This is a genomic window from Neisseria sp. HMSC064E01, assembly GCF_001808875.1.
GTDB classification, from domain to species: domain Bacteria; phylum Pseudomonadota; class Gammaproteobacteria; order Burkholderiales; family Neisseriaceae; genus Neisseria; species Neisseria sicca_A.
Genome location: NZ_KV794943.1, coordinates 11,521 through 33,441 on the forward strand (window position 1 = coordinate 11,521; position 21,921 = coordinate 33,441).

The following is a 21,921-nucleotide window of genomic DNA, read 5'->3' on the forward strand; positions in this document are numbered from 1 at the left end:
GCCGCTGCAATAGGGCTGTTCGGTCCAGTAGGCGGTGTCGATGGCGGTTTTGGTAACGGTTGGCGAAGTTTCTGCCGATGGGGACGCGGTAGGCGTGCAGGCTGCGACGGCAAGGATTAGGGATAGCGTGGTCAAACGGATGGACATAAATAATAAGCTCCGTGTTTGAAAAAGGTCGTCTGAAAGTATAGTTTATTCAGACGACCTTTGTCATAAAACGGGCTTGGCGGTATTTATCCGACATGGGCGGGCGTTTCGCGCGTCCGTAAGATGGGCGGTATGTCGATAATGTCGGTAGGGAAAATGACGGTTTGGCTTTATAATCTGATTCATTCTTTTCAGGCAAACCATTATGGAACACGATTCAAACGAAACCATGCGCCTTTCCAAGCGTATGGCGCAATTGGGCTTATGCTCGCGCCGCGAGGCGGATAGCTACATCGAGCAAGGCTGGGTCAAGGTCAACGGGCAAACCGCCGTACTCGGTCAGAAAGTAACCGAATGCGATCGCATCGACCTCAACCGGCAGGCGCATGAAAAACAGGCGGAGCGCGTCACCATCCTGCTCAACAAGCCCGTCGGCTACGTCAGCGCGCAGGCGGAAAAAGGCTACAAATCCGCCGCCGAGCTGATTACCGCCGACAACCATTGGGAAGGCGACGACAGCCGCATTCCGTTCAGCGAAAAACACAAATTCGGCTTGGCGCCCGCCGGTCGGCTGGACATCGATTCCGTCGGGTTGCTGGTGTTGACGCAGGACGGCCGCATCGCCAAGCAGCTTATCGGCGAAAACAGCGGCAGTGAAAAAGAATATCTGGTGCGCGTGCGCGGCAAATTGGACGAAAAAGGACTTGCCTTGCTCAACCACGGATTAAGTTTGGACGGCGAGAAACTGCGCCCCGCCAAAGTAGAATGGCAAAACGAAGACCAGCTGCGTTTCGTGTTGAAACAAGGCAAAAAGCGGCAAATCCGCCGTATGTGCGAACTTGTCGGTTTGCGCGTCGTCGGACTGAAGCGGATTCGGATGGGTAAAGTCAAACTGGGCAAACTGCCGCCCGGCAAATGGCGTTATCTGCGGGCGGATGAATCGTTTTGATTGGATTTGAACTTGGGGATGACGGCAAGAGGTCGTCTGAAAACGTCACTGTATCTGTTTTATAAAGACAATAATATGAATTTAGAAACCAAAATCCCGCCGCCGGCGATATGTTTTATCTGCGCATTGCTGATGTATGCCTCTGCGCAAGTATCCGCGCTGGCAGGCATACTGCCGCGCTTTCCTATATTGCTGTCGGTTGTTTTGATAGCGTTTGGGACGGCGTTGGGCGTATCAGGTGTGTGGGCGTTTCGCCGTGTGCGCACGACCGTCAGCCCGTTCAATCCCGAACAAACCGAACACTTCGTTTCAGACGGCGTGTACCGTTTCAGCCGCAACCCGATGTATGCGGGCATGGGCTTCTGGCTGGCGGCATGGGCGGGACACTTGGCGCATCCGTTGCCGTGGCTTTTTTTGGCGGTATTTGCCGCCTATATGACGCGTTTTCAAATCATGCCCGAAGAACGCGTTTTGGCGCGGAAATTCGGTGCCGAGTACGAAGCGTACTGCCGCCGCGTCCGCCGTTGGTTATAAAAGCGGCAACGTCAAATCAGATATCGCCATCCTGCGCCTTTTCGGCATGAAATCATTCGGCCGCGCAGGTTGCCCCTGAGAGCGTGAATCCGCGATGGTTCAAATCAAACAAAAGGTCGTCTGAAACCCCAAAAAAGGTTTCAGACGACCTTTTCATTCAACTGCCTGCATCAAATCAATGATGTCCGCAGCCGCATTCTTTTTTCATGTCGATAACCATGCGGCCGGTGATTTTGCCTTCGCGCATTTCTTGGAAAATTGCCGGAGCTTCGTCCAAGGCGCGCAGTTGGACTTTCGGTACGACCAAGCCTTCCGCGCCGAATTGGAAGGCTTCTTCCAAGTCTTTGCGCGTACCGACCAGTGAGCCGACCACTTCGATGCCGTCCAAGACCAGACGAGGGATGGACAAGTCCATAGATTCGGGCGGCAGACCGATGGCGACGACGCGACCGCCTGCACGGACGCAGTCCACGGCAGAATTGAACGCGGCGGCGGATACGGCGGTGACAACGGCTGCGTGTGCACCGCCGGTTTTTTCCTGAATCACTTTAGCAGCGTCTTCTTTGGCGGCGTTGATGACTAAATCTGCGCCGCTTTCTTTAGCGAATGCCAGTTTTTCATCGTTGATGTCGATGGCGACAACGTGTGCGCCGAATACTTTTTTCGCGTATTGGACACCCAAGTTGCCCAAACCGCCCGCGCCGTAAACGGCAATCCATTGTCCCGGACGCACGCCGGAAACTTTCACGCCTTTGTAAGTGGTAACGCCGGCGCAGGTAATGCTGGAGGCTTGTGCGGGATCAAGTCCGTCAGGTACTTTGACGGCGTAGTCTGCATCGACGATACAGTGGGTCGCCATACCGCCGTCGGCGGTGTAACCTGCGTTCAATACGGAACGGCACAAGGTTTCGCGGCCGGTATTACAGTATTCGCACGAACCGCAGCTTTGGAACAACCATGCGATGCTGACGCGGTCGCCGACTTTCAGAGCGTTCGCGCCCGGAGCGACTTCTTTGACGATACCGATGCCTTCGTGTCCCAACACGCGTCCCGGTTTTTCACCGTAATCGCCTGCCGCAACGTGCAAGTCGGTATGGCACACGCCGCAATATTCGACTTCAACCAACGCCTCGCCGTATTCCAACGGGCGCACTTCGCGTTCTACAACTTCTACATCGCCTGCTACATTTTGATTCACAACAACTGCTTGCATCTTCATGGTGTTCTCCTTGGCATTCGTAAGAAATCCGTAAAAGGTCGGGTAGGAGGTAAACCCCCTGTAAACGAGAATACTCCCCTTCATTTCGCCGTGTCAACACCCTATCTTTTTGAAAAATAAGGAATAAAATGTTATACCATAACATCTTACCTACCTGAAAATATACCCACCAAGCCGCTGAAAAATTCTTACACATATCATGTAAAAAAGGTTGTCTGAAAAATTTAAATATATTAACAAACATGCTTCATTCCCATACGGGGTCAAATCTTATCGGCTTAAATTCCCTATTTTAGAAAATTACATATTTGGAATTTTGAGAACGTTATCATTTTTAGTGCTTGAACTGAAAGAGAAAAAATATTATCCTGTTTTCAGATGACGTTTGAGGAACGTCCAAAACCTAAGAAAGACAACTAAGGAGACAGCATCATGGCAAAAGATTTAAATGTGTTTGATAAAGAGTACGGCCTTTTGATTAACGGCGTGTGGACGAAACCCGGCGCGCTTTTGGATTCGTACAATCCTGCCAACGGCGAAGTATTGGCGAAATTCACCGACGCGACCGACGCCGATGTGGATGCCGCCGTCGCCGCTGCGCAAGAAGCGTTCAAAACATGGCGCAAAACCACCACCACCGAACGCGCCGCCATACTAAACAAAATCGCCGATGTGATTGATGACAACTTGGAATTGTTCGCCTTGCAGGAAACACTGGACAACGGCAAACCCATCCGCGAAACCCGCGCCGCCGACATCCCGTTGGCTTCCGACCATTTCCGCTACTTCGCCAGCGTGATCCGCGGCGAAGAAGGCACTGCCACCCAGCTTGACTCCGAAGACCTGTCTATCGTCCTGCGCGAACCCATCGGCGTAGTCGGTCAGATTATTCCGTGGAACTTCCCCTTCCTGATGGCGGCGTGGAAAATCGCCCCCGCACTCGCCGCAGGCTGTACCATCGTTATCCACCCGTCTTCCAGCACTTCGCTGAGCCTGTTGTCGTTCGCACAAAAAATCAACCACTTGCTGCCTAAAGGCGTGTTGAACATCATCACCGGACGCGGTTCTAAATCCGGCGAATACATGCTGCGCCACAAAGGCTTCAACAAACTCGCCTTTACCGGTTCGACCGAAATCGGCCGCCACATCGGCATCGCCGCCGCCGAAATGCTGATTCCCGCTACCTTGGAGCTGGGCGGCAAATCCGCCAACATCTTCTTTGACGACATGCCGTTCGACAAAGCCCTCGAAGGCGCGCAAAAAGGTATTTTGTTCAATCAAGGCCAAGTGTGCTGTGCCGGTTCGCGCATCTTCGTACAAGAAGGCATTTACGACAAATTCGTCAACGCCTTGGCGGAAGAATTCAAAAAAATCAAAGTCGGCTTACCTTGGGAAGACGACACCCAAATGGGTTCGCAAGTCAACGCCGGTCAGCTTGAAACCATTTTGAAATACGTCAAAATCGGCGAACAGGAAGGCTGCCGCATCATCACCGGCGGTAAGAAAATCGAAGGCGAGTTGGGCAAAGGCGAATTTGTCGAGCCGACCTTGATCGAAGCCGGCAGCAACAGCGCCCGTGTCGCCCAAGAAGAAATCTTCGGCCCGGTTGCTACCGTGATTAAATTCAAAACCGAAGAAGAAGTCATCAAAATGGCCAACGACAGCGAATACGGCTTGGGCGGTGCAGTATGGAGTACCGACATCAACCGCTGCCTGCGCGTTTCCAATGCACTGGAAACCGGTCGCGTTTGGGTGAACTGCTACAACCGCCTGCCCGCAGGCGCACCGTTCGGCGGCTACAAAACTTCAGGCATCGGCCGCGAAACCCACAAAATGATGCTCGCCGCTTATACGCAGGTGAAAAACATTTACATCTCCACCCGCGAAGAGCGTGAAGGTTTCTATTGATTGCCTGCTGAACATTGTTTAGTGATGTAGAAAAAAGGTCGTCTGAAATCCGGATTCGGGTTTCAGACGACCTTTTTGTGTTGACTGGAATTTTATGAGTGCTTGTCGTTATAGACAAATAAACCGTCAGGTTTGCCTTGAGGAAAGATTAAACGTTTTTCAGGAAGGGCATACAGTCAAAGGGTAGGGAGGATTTCACTATACGGTGTTTCGCCATCATGATCAGCGGATAAGGTTCCAAGCCATTTTGACGGCAATCAGCAGCAGCATGATGCCGAAGGAGATTTTGAGTTGGCGGGCGGGAAGTTTGTGCGCGGTTTTGACGCCGAGCGGGGCAAAAATCATGGTCGCGATGCTTAGGATGGCGACTGCGGGCAGATAGAGGAAGCCGCCGGAGCCATGGGGTAGGTTGGGGATGTTCCAGCCGGTAAAGAGATAACCGATGGTACCTGCAAGCGCAATCGGCCAGGCGAGGCCGGAGGATGTGCCGATGGCGCGGTGGGCGGGGAAGTTGCAATACATCAGGAAGGGGACGGACAGTGAACCGCCGCCGATGCCGACCCAGCTCGAAGCTGCGCCGAACAATGTGCCGACCGCGCTCAGGCCGGGTAGGGCGGGCAGGTGGCGCGAGGCTTTGGGTTTGGAGTCGGTCAGGGTTTTGAGGGCGATAAGGGTCAGGAATACGATAAAGAAGATTTGCAGGGCGCGGGTAGGCATGTATTTGGCGGTGACCGCGCCGACCAGTACGCCGAATATCATGGAGGGGGTCATACGGCGGACGGTCTGCCAGTCGATGGCGCTTTTTTTGTGCTGCGCGTACATGCTGGAGAAGGTGGTGAATACCATGACGGCGAAGGATGTGCCGATGGCGAGATGTTGGGCGTAGGGGTGACTGCTGATGCCTTGCAGTTGCAGCGTCCACAATACGACGGGGACAATCAATGTGCCGCCGCCTACGCCGAACAACCCCGCAATAAAGCCCGCCGCGCTTCCGACGGCGAGCAGGGAAAGGATAATATCCCAAGTCCACATTTTTCAGACGACCTTTTTGGTTTTACGGCGTTTTTTCAACCAACGCCATACCGCCATGATGTAGCCGGAGAGGCTGTATCCTAAGAAGAAGAGGAATAAGACGAGGGCAGGCTTCCATGTGACTAAGAGGAAGATCAACACGGCAAGTACCATGCCCATAAAGGGAACTTGGCGGCGGATGTTGATTTCTTTAAAGCTCCAAAACGGGATTTGGACAATCATGGAAATGCCGGCGAAAAGCGTGATGCCCAATGCCCACCACTGTACGCCGGGGAAACGTTCGACGCTGTGGTTGACCCAAATCAGACCGACAATCAGCGCGGCGGCAGTCGGACTGGGAACGCCGATGAACCAGCGTTTATCGACTTTGCCGATGAGTGTATTGAAGAGGGCGAGGCGCAGAGCGGCGCAGGCGCAGTAGATGAAGGCGACGGAATAACCGATTTTGCCGAACTGCCAAAGCTGCCATTTATAGACAATCAAGGCGGGCGCGACGCCGAAACTGACCATGTCGGCAAGGCTGTCGAGCTGTTCGCCGAACGCGCTTTGGCTGTTGGTCAGCCGTGCCACGCGACCGTCCATGCCGTCGAGCAGCATGGAGAGGAATACTGCAATCGCTGCCGTCTCATAACGCCCGTGCATGGATTGGGTGATGGCGAAGAAGGCGCAGAATAGGGCGGCGATGGTGAAGGAGTTGGGTAGCAGGTAGATACTGTTGCGGCGCAACGAATTGCGTTGCGAATTTTGAGGAATTTGAGTATTGTCCATAAGCGTTTGATGATGCTGTACGAAGCAGATTTAGGGATTATACCGTATCGTGACCGCCTGACAATTTAATCACGATGGTATTTTTTTATGTCGGCCCGGTTCTGTAACTTGTGTGATGAAAAAGGTCGTCTGAAAGCCTTTCGAGGTTTCAGACGACCTTTTGTTTAAGCTGTCATCAGCTTAGCTTGCCGTGGCATTGTTTGTATTTCAAGCCACTGCCGCAAGGGCAGGGGTCGTTGCGGTGGACGATACGGCCTTGGGCGGTAAGCGCTTCGGGGCTGAAGTCCGTTCCGTCGGGGTCGAACGCTTCGGTAACCAAATCGGTTTGGGATTGGCCGAGCAATTCTTCCATGTCGGGCGCTTCAGAGTGGATGGTTTGGATGCCGACGGGAGTAGGTTCGGCAATTTCTTCTACATCGGTATTGCGCTCGATTTGGACGGAGGCCAAGAGGGAAGCGGTTTGATGCTTGATGCCGCGCCACAGGTTTTCAAACATGGCGAAAGCTTCGCGTTTGTATTCCTGTTTCGGATTTTTTTGCGCATAGCTGCGCAGGTGGATGCCTTGGCGCAGGTAGTCCATGGCGGCAAGGTGTTCGCGCCATTGCAGGTCGATGACTTGCAGCATAACGTTGCGTTCGAAATCCGCCATCGGTTTTTTACCGACCAGCTCGACTTTGGCCGCGTATTCTTCTTCCACGCGTTTAATCAGACGCTCTTTGATGTCTTGATTGTCCAAAGTGGTGTCTGCTTTGAGCCATGCTTGTATGTCTTCGTGCAGACGGAACTCGGCGGCAAGCTGGCTTTCGAGCCCAGGGATGTCCCATTGCTCTTCCATGCTGTCGGGCGGTATGTACAAATCGACCAAATCACTGATGACTTCTTCGCGGATGCGTTTGGTCAGGTCGCTGACGTCTTTGCTGTTGAGGATTTCGTTGCGTTGGTGGTAGATGACTTTACGTTGGTCGTTGGCAACGTCATCGTATTCCAATACTTGTTTACGCATGTCGAAGTTGCGGCCTTCGACTTTGCGTTGCGCGCCTTCGATTTGACGGGTCAACATGCCGTGTTCGATAGCGACGCCGCGTTCCGGCGCAAGGCGGTTGAGGATGGCGGCGGCGCGGTCGAGTGCGAAGAGGCGCAGCAGCGGGTCTTCAAACGAGAGGTAGAAGCGGCTGGAGCCGGGGTCACCCTGACGGCCTGCGCGTCCGCGCAATTGGTTGTCGATACGGCGGCTTTCGTGGCGTTCGGTACCGATGATGTGCAGACCGCCTGCGGCGACCACTTGGTCGTGTTCTGCCTGCCAGCCGTTTTCAAGAGCGGCGATTTGTGCGGTTTTTTCTTCGTCGCTCAGGTTTTCGTTGGACTGGATGGCTTCGATTTGGTGCTTGAGGTTGCCGCCAAGGACGATGTCGGTACCGCGGCCCGCCATGTTGGTGGCGACGGTAATGGCGCCGACTTTACCGGCTTGGGCGACAATCAGGGCTTCGCGTTCGTGTTCTTTGGCGTTGAGGACGTTGTGCGGCAGTCCGGCTTTTTGCAGAAGACGGGAAACCAGCTCGGAGTTTTCGATGCTGGTGGTACCGACGAGGACGGGTTGTCCGCGTTTGTGGCATTCTTCGATGTCTTTGACGACGGCTTCGAATTTTTCTTCGGCAGAACGGAAAATCTGGTCGTTGAAGTCTTTACGCTGTACGGGGCGGTTGGTCGGGATGATGACGGTTTCGAGGTTGTAGATGCTTTGGAACTCGAAAGCTTCGGTATCGGCGGTACCGGTCATGCCGGAGAGTTTGGTGTACAGGCGGAAGTAGTTTTGGAAGGTGATGGAGGCGAGGGTTTGGTTTTCGCGTTTGATTTCCACGCCTTCTTTGGCTTCGACGGCTTGGTGCAGGCCTTCGGACCAGCGGCGGCCGGACATCAGACGACCTGTAAATTCATCCACGATGACAATTTCGCCGTCTTGGATGACGTAGTGTTGGTCTTTATGGAATAACGTATGCGCGCGTAATGCTGCCATGAGGTGGTGCATCAGGGCGATGTTGGCGGCGGAGTAGAGGGAGTCGTTTTCTTGCAGCAAACCCATTTGAATCAGGATTTGCTCGGCGTGTTCGTGACCCGCTTCGCTCAAGATGACTTGGTGTGCTTTTTCATCAACCCAGTAATCGCCTTCGCCTTCTTCGGTTTCTTGGCGGATGAGGTGCGCAGGAAGGCTGTTCATGATTTGGTACAGCTGGATATTGTCATCCGCCTGACCGGAGATAATCAGCGGGGTGCGCGCTTCGTCAATCAGAATGGAGTCCACTTCGTCCACTACGGCAAAATTCAATTCGCGCTGAACTTTGTCGTATTGGTCGGTTACCATATTGTCGCGCAGGTAGTCGAAGCCGAATTCGTTGTTGGTACCGTAGGTAATGTCGGAGCCGTAGGCGTTTTGACGGTCAAACGGCTGCATATCGGCGATGATGACGCCGACGGTTAAGCCGAGGAAGTTGTAGAGCGGTGCCATGATGCCCGCGTCGCGCGAGGCAAGATAGTCGTTGACGGTAACGACGTGTACGCCTTTGCCGGACAGGGCGTTGAGATAGACGGCAAGCGTAGCGACCAAGGTTTTACCTTCACCGGTACGCATTTCGGCGATTTTACCTTCGTGCAACACCATACCGCCGATAAGCTGTACGTCAAAGTGGCGCATACCGAGTACGCGGCGGGACGCTTCACGGCAGACGGCGAAGGCTTCGACCAAGATGTCGTCCAAAGTCTGACCGTTGGCAAGACGTTGTTTGAATTCGGCTGTTTTAGCCTGTAAATCCGCATCGCTCAAGGCTTTCATTTGTTCTTCGAGTGCGTTGATTTTGGCAACGGATTTACGGTATTGTTTGAGCAGCCGGTCATTGCGGCTGCCGAAGATTTTCTTAGCAATGTTTGTCAGCATGAAATAGTTCCTGCGCCTGATATAAAATAATGGCGAAACGGGGATTTTAACACAAGCCTCGCGGCAAGGCAGTCATGCCGTTTGAAATAAAGGCAGTTTTACCGGATTTCAATCTTGATAATACAACCGTACACTTTGAAAAGGTCGTCTGAAACATATGAATTTGGAACAATTGGGCAAGCGGGATGCGCGGTTGGCCGGTTTGTTGCAGCAGTCGCAACAATGGCGCAGGCTGGATGCGGCAGTCAAACGCATCCTGCCGGCAAACCTGCACCCGCACTTTCAAACTGCCTGCATCGAAGAGGGCAGGTTGGTGTTGCTGGCGGCAAACGGTATGGCGGCTTCGCGCCTGAAAATGATATTGCCCGCGCTTGTGCCGCAGCTTCAGGAATTGAACGCGGGGATTCGGGATGTGGCGGTCAAAGTCGTGCCGAAGCCGCCGGCACAACCCAAAGTCAACAGCCTGCATTTGAGCGGGGCGGCATTGGAGAGTTTTGATGCGGCGGCGGCAAAATTGGAAGACAAGCATCCTGAATTGGCTGCCGCGCTGGCGGAGTTGGTGCGCAAACACAGCCGCTGACTTGGAATAGTTGCGAGGTTTGTTAATTAAAGTTAAAAAATATTTCGTCTGACCGATAAGGTCTAATACTAAAGAAATACGTCAGAAATAGTAGTTATTCTCATTTGTGTAAACTGAGGTAAAACAGCCGCCTAGCTTTGGATTTGTTTGATTTCTTGTAGCAGAATACAGCTCCATTTCTATCCTTCTTCCGCTTGCAAATATCAAAACCGATATTGGTTTATTAATATATTCGCAGGTTTTATTTTGTGGAACTTAACATATTCTCACCATATCATTAGGAGATAAACATGAAAGCTTATTTGGCTCTGATTTCTGCTGCCGTTATCGGCTTGTCCGCTTGTTCGCAAGAAGCCTCAAAACCTGCCGAACCCGCAGCTCCGACTGCATCTGCTGCTTCTGAAGCCGCACCGGCCCCCGCAGAAAGCGCGCCGCCTGCCGACGCACCTGCTTCCGAAGCGGCTCCCGCCGATAGTGCTGCCGCACCTGCCGCAGGCAACTGCGCGGCTACCGTTGAATCCAACGACAATATGCAGTTCAACACTAAAGACATTCAAATCAGCAAAGCTTGTAAAGAATTCACCATTACCCTGAAACACACCGGTACTCAGCCTAAATCAGGCATGGGTCACAATATCGTGATTTCCAAAGCAGAAGACATGGATGGCGTATTGAAAGACGGCGCCTCTGCCGGTGCCGAAGCTGACTATGTAAAAGCCGGTGATGCCCGTATCGTCGGTCATACCAAATTGATTGGTGGCGGCGAAGAGACTTCTGTAACCGTTGATCCTGCCAAACTGGCGGACGGCAGCTACAAATTCTACTGCTCATTCCCAGGACACGGCGCTTTGATGAAAGGCGACGTTACTTTGGTGAACTAAGCTGCCTTAAGCGTCCGAATACAGACAGCCTGCTTTATGCAGGCTGTTTTGTTATAAAATGGTCGTCTGAAAAGTACACCATTGAGAACACAACCATGAATCCGTTTGAAACCAAAAGCGTTACCTTTGCCGAACCGATTGAAATGCTGTACGCCTGCCACGGCAAAGTGCGCCGTTTCTGCGGCCAAGTCGCCATGCTGTCGGACTACATCGCCGAAAACGGCTGCAATCAGATTGTTTTGCAAACCATCCGCCAAATCGCCCAGTATTTCAACGTCGCCGCGCCGCTGCACCATGAAGACGAAGAAGAAAACTTTTTCCCGCTGCTGCTGCAATACGCGCCGCAAGCCCAAGAAAGCGTGGACGAGCTTTCGCGTCAGCATGTGAGTCTGCATGGTAACTGGGATGCTGTGGCTGCCGAATTTGCCAAACTTGAAGCAGACAACGCCTATATCCCCGATGCGGAAGCGTTCAAACGCTTTGTGGCAGGTTACGATGTGCATCTGGCGATTGAAGAACCCTTGTTCGACATGGGCAAAACGTTTATCCCTAAAGAGAAACTGACTGAAATCGGCGAAATCATGGCGGCGCGCCGACGCAGATAAGGTCGTTTACAGATTGCCGTTTCTTCAAACAAAGGTCGTCTGAAAACCTGAAAACAGATTTTCAGACGACCCCAGTATCCCCGTAACACAACCACGTCGTCTAAAAAGGAAGCCAACCATGCTGACGCCAAAAAGCTGCGATTTGTTCAATATCCCGTTTTTCCAGTTTGCCCAGCTCAAAAAATATCAGCCCGAAAGCATTCCGCAAATCAAAGCTGACTACAAGGAAAACTGGCAGATATGGCAGCAGCTGATACAGCAGGTCGCCGCAGACTTGGGCGAACCTTTCGCCCCGCCGCATATCGAACGCTGGTGTAACGGCTGGCAGGTTCGCGCCCATTTCTTCGCCTACTTCAAATACGCCCAATACAAAAATTCCGCCGCTATCCTGTCGATACTACTCAACCGTCGCCGTCTGAGTGTCAGCTTGGACTGGCACTGCTACAAAGCCGACGTGTCGCCGATTGCGCTGCCCGAATACAACCGCTGGCTAGATGATTTCGATACCGAAAAATACGCCGCATTCGATATGTGGCATGGCGCGGAAAGCGAATACGACGACTACCGCACTGTCGCACAACAAAGTGAATCCGACCGAAAGTTGCAAAACGGCGAAGACTTTTTCTGCATCGGCAAACACATCGAACGCGATGATTTGGGCAAACAAGATGTAGCAAAATGGATAGTCGAAACGGTGGAAGATTTGCTGCCGCTTTATGAAGCCTGTCATGGCAAATGATTTAGAACATATCAACCCAACCCAAAGGTCGTCTGAAAATCAGCTTCAGGACATTTCAGACGACCTGATTTCCAAAGTGAACAAAATGACCGAAACCCAATCCCTAGAACTCGCCAAAGAATTGATTTCCCGCCCGTCCGTTACCCCCGACGACCGAGATTGCCAAAAACTGCTTGCCGAACGCCTGCACAAAATCGGTTTTGCGGCTGAAGAACTCCATTTCGGCGACACCAAAAACATCTGGTTACGACGCGGCACGAAAGCTCCCGTCGTCTGTTTTGCAGGGCATACCGACGTCGTGCCGACGGGCCCTGTCGAAAAATGGGATTCGCCCCCGTTCGAGCCGACCGAGCGCGACGGAAGATTATACGGGCGCGGCGCAGCGGACATGAAAACCAGCATCGCTTGCTTCGTTACCGCCTGCGAACGCTTCGTTGCCGAGCATCCCAACCACCAAGGTAGCATTGCGCTCCTGATTACTTCCGACGAAGAGGGCGACGCGCTGGACGGTACGACCAAAGTGGTCGATGTGTTGAAAGCGCGCGACGAGCTTATCGACTATTGCATCGTCGGCGAACCGACCGCCGTGGACAAATTGGGCGATATGATTAAAAACGGCCGGCGCGGCTCGCTGTCGGGCAACCTGACCGTCAAAGGCAAGCAAGGGCATATTGCTTATCCCCATTTGGCAATCAACCCCGTGCATACTTTTGCCCCGGCCTTGTTAGAGCTGACGCAGGAAGTCTGGGACGAAGGTAACGAATACTTCCCGCCGACCAGCTTTCAAATTTCCAATATCAACGGCGGCACAGGCGCGACCAACGTCATTCCGGGCGAGCTGAACGTCAAATTCAATTTCCGCTTCTCCACCGAGTCCACCGAAGAAGGGCTGAAACAACGCGTTCACGCCATTTTGGACAAACACGGCGTGCAATACGATTTGCAGTGGTCGTGCTCGGGGCAGCCCTTCCTTACCCATGCGGGCAAATTGACCGACGTAGCACGCGCCGCCATCGCCGAAACCTGCGGCGTAGAGACCGAATTGTCCACCACCGGCGGCACTTCGGACGGACGCTTCATCAAAGCCATTGCGAAAGAACTCATCGAATTAGGTCCGTCCAACGCCACCATCCACCAAATCAACGAAAACGTGCGGCTGGACGACATTCCGAAGCTGTCTGCGGTGTATGAGGGGATATTGGCGCGGTTGTTGGCTGAAAAGGCCGTCTGAAAACGGCAGAAGGGTATTGCCGCGCTCAAATCGGCATATTTTGAGGCAATACCCTGAAGAACATTTTAACGACGGTTTTAACCCGGGTTCTTCTGATTTCTTAATTGACATTTGAGGAAATATTGTGTGGTGTTTGAAAGTTTTATGAGTGATAGTGGCTATTTTTCATGGTTTTGTGAATTTTAATTTCAAGTTACTCCATTTGGTTAAGATTTGAAACAAAGCTATAATAAATACTTATCATAAAAATCATTTTACTTTGCAGCCCAATACATTGACTGTCATTAATCGATTTCTTCACTAAAGGTTTCCCCATGCCGAAATTTATCTCTGCCCTTGTTGTATTGGGATTGTCATTGTCTTTGACAGGTTGCTTTGAGTCCAAGGCAAAGCCTCAAGTGGTTTCAATCAATCAAGGAAAAATTTTAGAAAAAAATGCACTGGTGGGATTGTGGCATATTGACGAATTGCCCATGGATACGCCCCAAAACGCATATTATCTCAGTCGGGTAGAAACAACCGGTTCTGATAATCACATTTATGGAAAGCACATTGAGTTTGATAAAGACGGCAGGTTTAGCAGCGGTTATTCAGCAGAATGCGGTAATGATTGTTTTCCGCATTCAGAAGGTCTTTATCGATTTGTAAGTGATGACGAAGTGATTTTGCAAACAACCAAGGTTGAGAAAAGTGGCTATTGTGGGGAAAACGGGGAATTTAAAAAGAACGGCGAGTGGACCTTGGGAAAATTTAAGATAGAAAAAGACAAAGAATTTGTTGTTTTAAAGAAAATTCTATAATTTCAACCTTTGGATTTTATAAAATTTTAAATTTCATTGAGAAGGGCGACGGTTTTCAGCCAGTTTGTACAGTAGGTGGTTTAAAGCCACTATAACGGATGGGCTGTGGAATTTATCGATCCGTCGGGTACTCGGTTGGGGTTTGTAGATTATCGGGAATAAAATTCCATGAAATGAAAGCAGGGGCGCGCTGTGGTATTGGCAAAGAAGCCGATAAATTGTTATAACGGGGAGGGTCATGCCTCCCTTTATTGTAAATAGATCTATTCCTATGATTACCCTACCTTCTTTAAACAGCCTTCCTTCAAAATGGAATGAAATCCGCGAGCGACTGGAAACCGACTTTTCCGCCGACCTCGAAGCCCTGCTGCATGAACGTTTTACGGAACACGAAGCCAAGCAGTTCGAACAGGATTTTATCGACCGTATCGGCTGCGCGCCTGAAGAATATGTCCGTATCCGCCGCGCCATCCGTTTGTTGGAAGGGCGTTACCCTGATAGCTCGAACGAACTGACCGCCGCCGCCATTGCTACGCCTTTGGGTGAGATGCTGGCGGTGTTCGGCGGTAAGGGCTTGTGTTTGCTGGAGTTTGTCGGGCAGAAACATATGGAGCAGGAAATTACCGCGGTCCAAAAAGCCTTGCGCGGACGGTTTGTGTTTCGGGAAGATAAGCGAACGCAACTTCTGCGGCAGGAATTGGATTTATACTTCAAGGGTCGTCTGAAAACCTTTGCCACGCCTTTGGAGCAGATTGGTACCGAATTTCAAAAACAGGCATGGGACGCGCTCTTGGCGATTCCTTACGGCGAAACGCGCAGCTACAAGGAGCAGGCGCAGCGTTTGGGCAATCCCAAAGCCGTCCGTGCCGTTGCCGCCGCCAACGGGCAGAACAAGGTTTCCATCCTGATTCCCTGCCACCGCGTCATCGGCAGCGACGGCAAGCTGACCGGCTACGCAGGTGGCTTGAACCGCAAACAGTCGCTGCTTGCTTTGGAACGCTGCGAAGTTCAGACGACCTTGTTTTGATTTTGAGGTAAGTCGGATGCTGGTATCCGACAACGCCGATTGAAATTACCGGATTCGAAAATCCGACCTGACTATAGTGGATTAAATTTAAATCAGGACAAGCCGACGAAGCCGCAGATAGTACAGATAGAGACCTTTGCAAAATTCCCCAAAATCCAGATAGTACGGAACCATTCACTTGGGTGCTTCAGCACCTTAGAGAATCGTTCTCTTTGAGCTTAAGGCGAGGCAACGCCGTACTGGTTTAAAGTTAATCCACTATAAAATAGAGCAGCGGCAGATTGTTCATCAATGCCCGACCTGCCGGAAAGGAGAAATACGAATATGAACCTGAAAAACCGCCATTTCCTGAAGCTTTTGGACTTCACGCCTGAAGAAATCACCGCCTATCTCGACCTTGCCGCCGAGTTGAAAGCCGCCAAAAAGGCAGGGCGCGAAGTGCAGCGGATGAAAGGGAAGAACATCGCCCTGATTTTTGAAAAAACATCGACCCGCACCCGCTGCGCATTTGAAGTCGCCGCGCGCGACCAAGGGGCGGGAGTCACTTATCTGGAGCCGTCCGCCAGCCAAATCGGGCATAAGGAAAGCATTAAAGACACCGCCCGCGTGTTGGGTAGGATGTACGACGGCATCGAATATCGCGGCTTCGGGCAGAACGTGGTTGAAGAATTGGCGAAATACGCCGGCGTGCCCGTGTTCAACGGTCTGACCAACGAGTTCCACCCCACCCAAATGCTCGCCGACGCGCTGACCATGCGAGAACACAGCGGCAAACCCTTGAACCAAACCGCGTTTGCCTACGTCGGCGACGCGCGTTACAACATGGCAAATTCGCTGCTGGTGTTGGGCGCGAAGCTCTGCATGGACGTGCGTATCGGTGCGCCGAAAACCTTGTGGCCGTCTGAAAACATCGTCGCCCGCGCCCGCGCTGTTGCCGAAGAAACCGGCGGAAAGATTTTGCTCACCGAAAACGCTGAAGAAGCCGTCAAAGGCGCAGATTTTATCCATACCGACGTGTGGGTCAGCATGGGCGAGCCGAAAGAGGCGTGGCAGGAACGCATTGATTTGTTGAAAGATTACCGCGTTACCCCCGAGCTGATGGCGGCATCGGGCAATCCACAGGTCAAATTCATGCACTGCCTGCCCGCCTTCCACAACCGTGAAACCAAAGTCGGCGAATGGATTTATGAAACCTTCGGCTTAAACGGCGTGGAAGTAACGGAAGAAGTATTCGAAAGCCCCGCCAGCATCGTGTTCGACCAAGCAGAAAACCGGATGCACACGATTAAAGCGGTGATGGTGGCGGCGCTGGGGGATTGACGGCGTTTCTGTTTGAATCCATTAAAAAAGGTCGTCTGAAAATCAATATAACGGGTTTTCAGACGACCTTTTGCCTTTATATCCTTTATAATCACGTCCATCACATTTTTATCCGCGCGCCCCTCAAGGCTGCGGCGGAGCAATATGCGGCAGAGGTAGTCCGAATACGCCGCCCATCCGAAAGGTTCGCATGACCACTTATTCCCTATTCGTTACCTGCCCGCGCGGTCTCGAAGCCCCTTTATTCCAAGAACTCGAACAACTCAAATGCCAAGACATCCGTGCCGTTGACGGAGGCGTCGCGTGCAAAGGCGGTATGGAGCAGGTGTACCGCATCAACCTGCATTCGCGCACCGCAAGCCGCGTGTTGCTGCGCTTGACCAAAAGCGGCTACCGCAGCGAGCAAGACATTTACAAAGCGGCGAAAAATATCCGCTGGACGGATTGGTTCGACTTGGAACAAACCTTCAAAGTTAAAGTAGAAGGCAAGCGCGCCCAAGTCAAAAGTTTGGATTTTGTCGGATTGAAAATCAAAGATGCCGTGTGCGATGTGTTCCGCGACGCTTGCGATGCACGCCCCAGCGTCGGCAAAATCCGCCCCGACATCCGAATCCATGCCTTTATCGACGAGCGCGACATTCAGATTTTTATCGACACGTCCGGTGAAGCCTTGTTCAAACGCGGCTATCGCCAAGACACGGGCGAAGCGCCGATGCGCGAAAACTTGGCGGCAGGCTTGCTGCTGCTGGCAGGCTATGACGGCACGCAGCCTTTCCAAGACCCATTTTGCGGCAGCGGCACCATCGTCATCGAAGCCGCATGGATTGCCACCCGTCGCGCACCCGGTTTGATGCGCCGTTTCGGGTTTGAAAAACTGAAAAACTTCGATGCCGCCCTTTGGAAAAAGCTGCAACACGAAGCCGAAACGCAAATCCGCCCCGCGCCTGCCGCGATTTCGGGTAGCGACAACGACCGCTATATGATTCGCGCCGCCGTTGCCAACGCCCAAGCTGCCGAAGTGGACACGTTCATCCGTTTTGAAGTCAAAGACGCACAGGACACCCGTCCGAACGGAGAGGGCGGCATTTTGATTTCCAATCCGCCTTACGGCGTCCGCCTTGCCGAAGTCCAAGCCTTACAAGCCCTTTATCCGCAGTTGGGCGCGTGGCTGAAGCAGCATTATGCGGGCTGGCTAGCGGGCATGTTTACCGGCGACCGCGATATGCCGAAATTCATGCGCCTTTCGCCCAAACGCAAAATCCCGCTCTACAACGGCAACTTAGACTGCCGCCTGTTTTTGATGGATATGGTCAAAGGGTCAAACCGATAAATACGGTTGAAGGTCGTCTGAAAACCAAGGCAACGATGCCGTATCGTTTTCAGACGACCTTTCCGTTTGTCAAAGAGTGAGTGAAGCATGATACAAAACAACACGCTAAACAAACGCACAATATCCGTTCTTCCGCTTATCGCAGCGGGCATTTTCTGCCTGCTTGCCGTCGGGCGCGCGGAAGCCATGTCGCAGCCTTTGACGCAGCATGTGGAAATCATCAATCGTTGCGAACACGCCGTCGAAGCGCGAGCCAAACAGCGGTTGACGCGACCGTGGAAGAAGGTTGCCCGCCGATTCACTTTGGAAGCGGGCGGACGTTTGGAAGACAGCAGGCAGTTGGCAGGGCTGTTCGGTTTCGGTGTGAGACAGGCGCCGCCGCCTAAAGTATCGTTCAGTCATCAGGGACAGGAAATTTCTTCGGCAGTTATCAAACGCTTTATGTACGCCGATGAGCATTTCATCATCATCGCCTGTTCGGAAAACATGACCGACGAAGAGAAAATGAGTCCGCAAGAATGGTATCGTTGGCGGAATGAGCAGCGAAAGCAGGAAATAGGCGGGTAATCCGATGGGGTTGATTGCGTTTGTTTACTCAAGCGTGGAGAACTTTCTTTCAACAGGAACTGTCTGATTTCACTCGGATGACCCGTAAAACAGCGTGGCGGCTCGTGTTGCCTGCCGCAAAATTTGTACTGAGGTCGTCTGAATCACAATATCGAAAGGAAATAATATGATGAAACCTGCTGTTTTAAGCATTGCCGCCGCTACGGTTTTGGCGGCTTGTGGTACGTCTGGTAAGGAAGATGCCCCTATGGTCGGCGCGGCAAATCCGGCTTCTGAGTTTTGCGTGAAGCAGGGCGGGAAATTGGAAGTCAAAAAAGACAAAGACGGTGCGGAGTATGCGCTGTGCCATCTGCCGGACGGTACGGTCGTTGAAGAATGGGCATATTTCCGTCAAAACAATCAGTAATAACGCATCGAGCCGTCGCGTTCAGGATGCTTAGGCTCGATATGGTCGTGTTGATGACAGCAAAGGCAGCCGATAACGAAAAGGTCGTCTGAAACCTTGTTTAAGGGTTTCAGACGACCTTTTGATTGTTAGCGATGGAATGCAGCTACACGGCTTATCGGACTTCCAGTTTGGTCACGCCGCCCATGTAAGGCTGCAAGGCAGCAGGAATATTGATGCTGCCGTCGGCGTTTTGATGGTTTTCCAAAACCGCAACCAAAGTGCGGCCGACTGCCAAGCCGGAGCCGTTCAAAGTATGTACCAAGCGGTTTTTGCCGTTTTCGTCTTTGAAACGCGCCTTCATGCGGCGTGCTTGGAAATCTTCGCAGTTGGAGCAGCTTGAGATTTCGCGGTAGGTATTTTGCGCGGGAACCCAGACTTCCAAGTCGTAGGTTTTGGTTGCGCCGAAGCCCATGTCGCCGGTACACAGGGTAATCACGCGGTAGGGCAGTTCCAAAGCCTTCAGGATGTTTTCGGCATGACCGACCATTTCTTCCAGTGCTTCGTATGATTTTTCGGGATGAACGATTTGCACCATTTCCACTTTGTCGAATTGGTGTTGGCGAATCAGACCACGCACGTCTTTGCCGTATGCGCCCGCTTCGCTGCGGAAGCAGGGTGAATGGGCGGTCAGTTTCAGCGGCAAATCGCTTTCCGCCAGAATACTGTCGGCAACGGTGTTGGTCAGCGTCACTTCGGCGGTCGGAATCAGGTATTGCGTTTTTTTGCTCTCGTCGCCACCGCGGGTAACATGGAACAAATCTTCTGCAAATTTAGGCAGTTGACCCGTGCCTTGCAGGGTGGTGTCGTCCACGATGTAGGGCGTGTAATGTTCGGTGTAGCCATGTTCCAGCGTGTGCGTATCGAGCATGAATTGCGCCAGCGCGCGGTGCAGGCGGGCGATTTGACCTTTCATGACGGTAAAGCGCGCGCCGGAAAGTTTCGCACCGCCTTCGAAATCCAAGCCCAAAGGTTCGCCCAAATCGACATGGTCTTTGATTTCAAAGTCAAATTCGCGCGGCGTGCCGACTTTGCGGACTTCGACGTTTTCGGTTTCGTCTTTACCGGCGGGTACGCTTTCGTGCGGCAGGTTGGGAATGCTCAACAACCATGCGTCCAATTCTTTCTGAACGGCATCCAAATCGGCGGCTGCCTGCTCCAAATCGGTTTTGATTTGGGCGACTTGATCCATAGCTGCCTGCGCCTCTTCGTGTTTGCCCTGTCCTTTCAATGCGCCGATTTGTTTGGAAATGCTATTGCGCGAGGCTTGCAGTTCTTCGGTTTTCACTTGGACGGCTTTGCGCTGCTCTTCCAAGGCATTGAAACGTGCGGTATCAAACTCGTAACCGCGCTGCGCCAAACGTTCAGCGACGGCTGCGGTGTGGCTGCGGAGCTGTTGGATGTCTAACATTTTGTTCTCTCGGTAAGATTTGGAAATGGCGTCATTGTAAACCAAATTAAGGATATTTTCACAATGGAAGCGTTGGGCGGCGGGCTTTGCGGCGGACATGAAAAGGGTCGTCTGAAACGCCGGATTTAAGTTTTCAGACGACCTCGGACGGATTCGGATACGCTAAACGCGATGCCGTCGGATTTGTTTTTTCTATAGTGGATTAACTTTAAACCAGTACGGCGTTGCCTCGCCTTGCCGTACTATTTGTACTGTCTGCGGCTTCGTCGCCTTGTCCTGATGTACTATCTGCGGCTTCGTCGCCTTGTCCTGATTTAAAGTTAATCCACTATAATGCCCTTAATGTCTGTAAAAGACGGAAGGCGGGTTACCATCATCAGGTTTTCGGCAGGGTAACGCCGGTTTGCCCCATGTATTTGCCGTTGCGGTCTTTGTAGGAAGTTTCGCAGATTTCGTCGCTCTCGAAGAAGAGGACTTGCGCCACGCCTTCGCCGGCATAGATTTTGGCGGGCAGGGGGGTGGTGTTGGAAAACTCGAGGGTGACGTAGCCTTCCCATTCCGGCTCGAACGGGGTGACGTTGACGATGATGCCGCAGCGGGCGTAGGTGGATTTGCCCAAGCAGACGGTCAGGACGTTGCGCGGGATGCGGAAATATTCGACCGTACGCGCCAGCGCGAAGGAATTGGGCGGGATGATGCAGCAGTCGTCTTCGACGGTAACGAAGTTTTTCGGGTCGAAGTTTTTGGGATCGACGATGGTGCTGTTGATGTTGGTGAAAATTTTGAATTCGTTGGCGCAGCGGATGTCGTAGCCGTAGCTGGACGTGCCGTAGGAGATGATGCGCTGTCCGTTGGCTTCTTTGATTTGGTTCGGCTCGAAGGGGTCGATCATGCCGAACTCTTCGCTCATGCGGCGTATCCATTTGTCGGACTTGATGCTCATAATGTTTTCCTTGTTTCTTGCGTTTTCAGACGACGTCTGCGGGGAGGTCGTCTGAAAATGCGGGACGGGGTTATTTGGTTTTGGGCAGTTTCACTTCTTTAATCATGCCGTTTTCGCATTTCATGATGAAGACGGTTTCGCCGTTTTGCGAGGCGGTGAATTTGCCGTGTGCTAGGCCTTTTTTGAACGTGCCCGACAGTACCATGTTGCGGAACTTGGTGCTGTTGGAATTGAACGGCTCGATGAAGGTTTCGCGGTTGGCGGAGACGGTGTAAACGCCTTGTCCGTCGAATTTGCCGTTTTTAAATGCGCCGGTGTAGCTGCGACCGTCTTGGCAGCGCCATGTGCCTTTGCCGGCGGGTTTGCCGTCTTTGCCGACATCGCCGTCGTAGGTGCAGCCCGGTTCCTGATAGGAAGTTAGGACGGCGGCTGAGGCGGGGAGGGCAAGCATAATGGCGAGAGGCAGGAATGCGAAGTGTTTAAACATAAAGGTTGTCCATCGGATGTAGGTTTCAGACGACCTTTTATAGTGGATTAACTTTAAACCAGGACGGCG

At 52.4% G+C, this 21,921-nt stretch carries 21 protein-coding genes; 14 read left to right on the top strand and 7 right to left on the bottom strand.

Annotated features, from left to right (window positions below; translation table 11 throughout):
- The first annotated feature begins 352 nt into the window (after window positions 1-352).
- Both HMPREF2572_RS07990 and HMPREF2572_RS07995 read left to right on the top strand, forming a co-directional pair.
- Entirely contained in the window at window positions 353-1,096 is a 744-nt protein-coding gene (locus HMPREF2572_RS07990; RefSeq protein ID WP_070497536.1) for a pseudouridine synthase, read from the top strand.
- Between the two features lie 75 nt (window positions 1,097-1,171).
- Window positions 1,172-1,630, top strand: coding sequence for a methyltransferase family protein (locus tag HMPREF2572_RS07995; protein WP_070497538.1), 459 nt, complete (start codon window positions 1,172-1,174; stop codon window positions 1,628-1,630).
- 175 nt (window positions 1,631-1,805) lie between these two features.
- Here HMPREF2572_RS07995 and adhP read toward each other — a convergent pair whose 3' ends face one another.
- Complete coding sequence (gene adhP, locus HMPREF2572_RS08000; RefSeq protein WP_083294196.1) at window positions 1,806-2,849, bottom strand: alcohol dehydrogenase AdhP; 1,044 nt, start codon at window positions 2,847-2,849, stop codon at window positions 1,806-1,808.
- Between the two features lie 432 nt (window positions 2,850-3,281).
- Here adhP and HMPREF2572_RS08005 point away from each other — a divergent pair, with 432 nt between their 5' ends.
- Window positions 3,282-4,757, top strand: a complete 1,476-nt coding sequence (locus HMPREF2572_RS08005) for an aldehyde dehydrogenase family protein (RefSeq protein WP_070497540.1) — start codon at window positions 3,282-3,284, stop codon at window positions 4,755-4,757.
- Window positions 4,758-4,979: 222 nt separating this feature from the next.
- Here the strand turns inward: HMPREF2572_RS08005 and HMPREF2572_RS08010 are convergent, their stop codons facing one another.
- The 3 genes from HMPREF2572_RS08010 to secA form a co-directional block, all read right to left on the bottom strand.
- Window positions 4,980-5,789: a sulfite exporter TauE/SafE family protein gene (locus HMPREF2572_RS08010; RefSeq protein ID WP_070497542.1), complete on the bottom strand. Its 810-nt coding sequence runs from the start codon at window positions 5,787-5,789 to the stop codon at window positions 4,980-4,982.
- A 3-nt stretch (window positions 5,790-5,792) separates the two neighbouring features.
- The gene (pssA, locus tag HMPREF2572_RS08015) at window positions 5,793-6,557 is read right to left on the bottom strand and encodes a CDP-diacylglycerol--serine O-phosphatidyltransferase (protein ID WP_070497545.1); all 765 of its coding nucleotides are present in this window, start codon (window positions 6,555-6,557) and stop codon (window positions 5,793-5,795) included.
- A 175-nt stretch (window positions 6,558-6,732) separates the two neighbouring features.
- Complete coding sequence (secA, locus tag HMPREF2572_RS08020; protein WP_070497547.1) at window positions 6,733-9,486, bottom strand: preprotein translocase subunit SecA; 2,754 nt, start codon at window positions 9,484-9,486, stop codon at window positions 6,733-6,735.
- Between the two features lie 157 nt (window positions 9,487-9,643).
- Between secA and HMPREF2572_RS08025 the strand changes: the two genes are divergently transcribed.
- The 11 genes from HMPREF2572_RS08025 to HMPREF2572_RS08080 all read left to right on the top strand — a co-directional run bounded on the left by HMPREF2572_RS08025 (window position 9,644) and on the right by HMPREF2572_RS08080 (window position 18,972).
- Complete coding sequence (locus HMPREF2572_RS08025) at window positions 9,644-10,066, top strand: DciA family protein (RefSeq protein WP_036491508.1); 423 nt, start codon at window positions 9,644-9,646, stop codon at window positions 10,064-10,066.
- Window positions 10,067-10,356: 290 nt separating this feature from the next.
- Window positions 10,357-10,947, top strand: a complete 591-nt coding sequence (azu, locus tag HMPREF2572_RS08030; RefSeq protein ID WP_070497549.1) for an azurin — start codon at window positions 10,357-10,359, stop codon at window positions 10,945-10,947.
- A 95-nt stretch (window positions 10,948-11,042) separates the two neighbouring features.
- Entirely contained in the window at window positions 11,043-11,552 is a 510-nt protein-coding gene (locus HMPREF2572_RS08035; RefSeq protein WP_070497552.1) for a hemerythrin domain-containing protein, read from the top strand.
- Between the two features lie 118 nt (window positions 11,553-11,670).
- Window positions 11,671-12,291 (top strand): HI_0552 family protein, encoded by a 621-nt coding sequence (locus HMPREF2572_RS08040; RefSeq protein ID WP_070497554.1) that lies wholly within the window; start codon window positions 11,671-11,673, stop codon window positions 12,289-12,291.
- An 85-nt stretch (window positions 12,292-12,376) separates the two neighbouring features.
- Window positions 12,377-13,522: a succinyl-diaminopimelate desuccinylase gene (gene dapE, locus HMPREF2572_RS08045; RefSeq protein WP_070497654.1), complete on the top strand. Its 1,146-nt coding sequence runs from the start codon at window positions 12,377-12,379 to the stop codon at window positions 13,520-13,522.
- A gap of 314 nt (window positions 13,523-13,836) precedes the next feature.
- Window positions 13,837-14,322, top strand: a complete 486-nt coding sequence (locus tag HMPREF2572_RS08050) for a hypothetical protein (protein ID WP_070497556.1) — start codon at window positions 13,837-13,839, stop codon at window positions 14,320-14,322.
- Between the two features lie 271 nt (window positions 14,323-14,593).
- Window positions 14,594-15,349, top strand: a complete 756-nt coding sequence (locus HMPREF2572_RS08055) for a methylated-DNA--[protein]-cysteine S-methyltransferase (protein ID WP_070497561.1) — start codon at window positions 14,594-14,596, stop codon at window positions 15,347-15,349.
- Between the two features lie 324 nt (window positions 15,350-15,673).
- A complete protein-coding gene (argF, locus tag HMPREF2572_RS08060) occupies window positions 15,674-16,669 on the top strand; it encodes an ornithine carbamoyltransferase (RefSeq protein WP_070497563.1) in 996 nt (331 codons plus the stop codon).
- A gap of 190 nt (window positions 16,670-16,859) precedes the next feature.
- The gene (locus tag HMPREF2572_RS08070; RefSeq protein WP_070497570.1) at window positions 16,860-17,999 is read left to right on the top strand and encodes a THUMP domain-containing class I SAM-dependent RNA methyltransferase; all 1,140 of its coding nucleotides are present in this window, start codon (window positions 16,860-16,862) and stop codon (window positions 17,997-17,999) included.
- A gap of 87 nt (window positions 18,000-18,086) precedes the next feature.
- On the top strand, window positions 18,087-18,566 hold the full coding sequence (locus HMPREF2572_RS08075; protein WP_070497571.1) for a hypothetical protein: 480 nt from the start codon (window positions 18,087-18,089) through the stop codon (window positions 18,564-18,566).
- A 166-nt stretch (window positions 18,567-18,732) separates the two neighbouring features.
- A complete protein-coding gene (locus HMPREF2572_RS08080) occupies window positions 18,733-18,972 on the top strand; it encodes a putative hemolysin (RefSeq protein ID WP_070497572.1) in 240 nt (79 codons plus the stop codon).
- Between the two features lie 154 nt (window positions 18,973-19,126).
- On the opposite strand, the gene serS is transcribed toward HMPREF2572_RS08080, so the two are convergent.
- The 3 genes from serS to HMPREF2572_RS08095 form a co-directional block, all read right to left on the bottom strand.
- Window positions 19,127-20,422: a serine--tRNA ligase gene (gene serS, locus HMPREF2572_RS08085; protein WP_070497656.1), complete on the bottom strand. Its 1,296-nt coding sequence runs from the start codon at window positions 20,420-20,422 to the stop codon at window positions 19,127-19,129.
- A 376-nt stretch (window positions 20,423-20,798) separates the two neighbouring features.
- Complete coding sequence (dcd, locus tag HMPREF2572_RS08090; RefSeq protein WP_003741335.1) at window positions 20,799-21,365, bottom strand: dCTP deaminase; 567 nt, start codon at window positions 21,363-21,365, stop codon at window positions 20,799-20,801.
- 70 nt (window positions 21,366-21,435) lie between these two features.
- Window positions 21,436-21,852: an MORN repeat-containing protein gene (locus HMPREF2572_RS08095; RefSeq protein ID WP_003757911.1), complete on the bottom strand. Its 417-nt coding sequence runs from the start codon at window positions 21,850-21,852 to the stop codon at window positions 21,436-21,438.
- Between the last annotated feature and the right edge of the window lie 69 nt (window positions 21,853-21,921).

Excerpts from the sequence above, each read along its gene's own strand:
- HMPREF2572_RS07990 (WP_070497536.1), top strand. The coding sequence starts at position 353 with ATGGAACACGATTCAAACGAAACCATGCGCCTTTCCAAGCGTATGGCG.
- HMPREF2572_RS07995 (WP_070497538.1), top strand. The coding sequence starts at position 1,172 with ATGAATTTAGAAACCAAAATCCCGCCGCCGGCGATATGTTTTATCTGC.
- adhP (WP_083294196.1), bottom strand. The coding sequence starts at position 2,849 with ATGAAGATGCAAGCAGTTGTTGTGAATCAAAATGTAGCAGGCGATGTA.
- HMPREF2572_RS08005 (WP_070497540.1), top strand. The coding sequence starts at position 3,282 with ATGGCAAAAGATTTAAATGTGTTTGATAAAGAGTACGGCCTTTTGATT.
- HMPREF2572_RS08010 (WP_070497542.1), bottom strand. The coding sequence starts at position 5,789 with ATGTGGACTTGGGATATTATCCTTTCCCTGCTCGCCGTCGGAAGCGCG.
- pssA (WP_070497545.1), bottom strand. The coding sequence starts at position 6,557 with ATGGACAATACTCAAATTCCTCAAAATTCGCAACGCAATTCGTTGCGC.
- secA (WP_070497547.1), bottom strand. The coding sequence starts at position 9,486 with ATGCTGACAAACATTGCTAAGAAAATCTTCGGCAGCCGCAATGACCGG.
- HMPREF2572_RS08025 (WP_036491508.1), top strand. The coding sequence starts at position 9,644 with ATGAATTTGGAACAATTGGGCAAGCGGGATGCGCGGTTGGCCGGTTTG.
- azu (WP_070497549.1), top strand. The coding sequence starts at position 10,357 with ATGAAAGCTTATTTGGCTCTGATTTCTGCTGCCGTTATCGGCTTGTCC.
- HMPREF2572_RS08035 (WP_070497552.1), top strand. The coding sequence starts at position 11,043 with ATGAATCCGTTTGAAACCAAAAGCGTTACCTTTGCCGAACCGATTGAA.
- HMPREF2572_RS08040 (WP_070497554.1), top strand. The coding sequence starts at position 11,671 with ATGCTGACGCCAAAAAGCTGCGATTTGTTCAATATCCCGTTTTTCCAG.
- dapE (WP_070497654.1), top strand. The coding sequence starts at position 12,377 with ATGACCGAAACCCAATCCCTAGAACTCGCCAAAGAATTGATTTCCCGC.
- HMPREF2572_RS08050 (WP_070497556.1), top strand. The coding sequence starts at position 13,837 with ATGCCGAAATTTATCTCTGCCCTTGTTGTATTGGGATTGTCATTGTCT.
- HMPREF2572_RS08055 (WP_070497561.1), top strand. The coding sequence starts at position 14,594 with ATGATTACCCTACCTTCTTTAAACAGCCTTCCTTCAAAATGGAATGAA.
- argF (WP_070497563.1), top strand. The coding sequence starts at position 15,674 with ATGAACCTGAAAAACCGCCATTTCCTGAAGCTTTTGGACTTCACGCCT.
- HMPREF2572_RS08070 (WP_070497570.1), top strand. The coding sequence starts at position 16,860 with ATGACCACTTATTCCCTATTCGTTACCTGCCCGCGCGGTCTCGAAGCC.
- HMPREF2572_RS08075 (WP_070497571.1), top strand. The coding sequence starts at position 18,087 with ATGATACAAAACAACACGCTAAACAAACGCACAATATCCGTTCTTCCG.
- HMPREF2572_RS08080 (WP_070497572.1), top strand. The coding sequence starts at position 18,733 with ATGATGAAACCTGCTGTTTTAAGCATTGCCGCCGCTACGGTTTTGGCG.
- serS (WP_070497656.1), bottom strand. The coding sequence starts at position 20,422 with ATGTTAGACATCCAACAGCTCCGCAGCCACACCGCAGCCGTCGCTGAA.
- dcd (WP_003741335.1), bottom strand. The coding sequence starts at position 21,365 with ATGAGCATCAAGTCCGACAAATGGATACGCCGCATGAGCGAAGAGTTC.
- HMPREF2572_RS08095 (WP_003757911.1), bottom strand. The coding sequence starts at position 21,852 with ATGTTTAAACACTTCGCATTCCTGCCTCTCGCCATTATGCTTGCCCTC.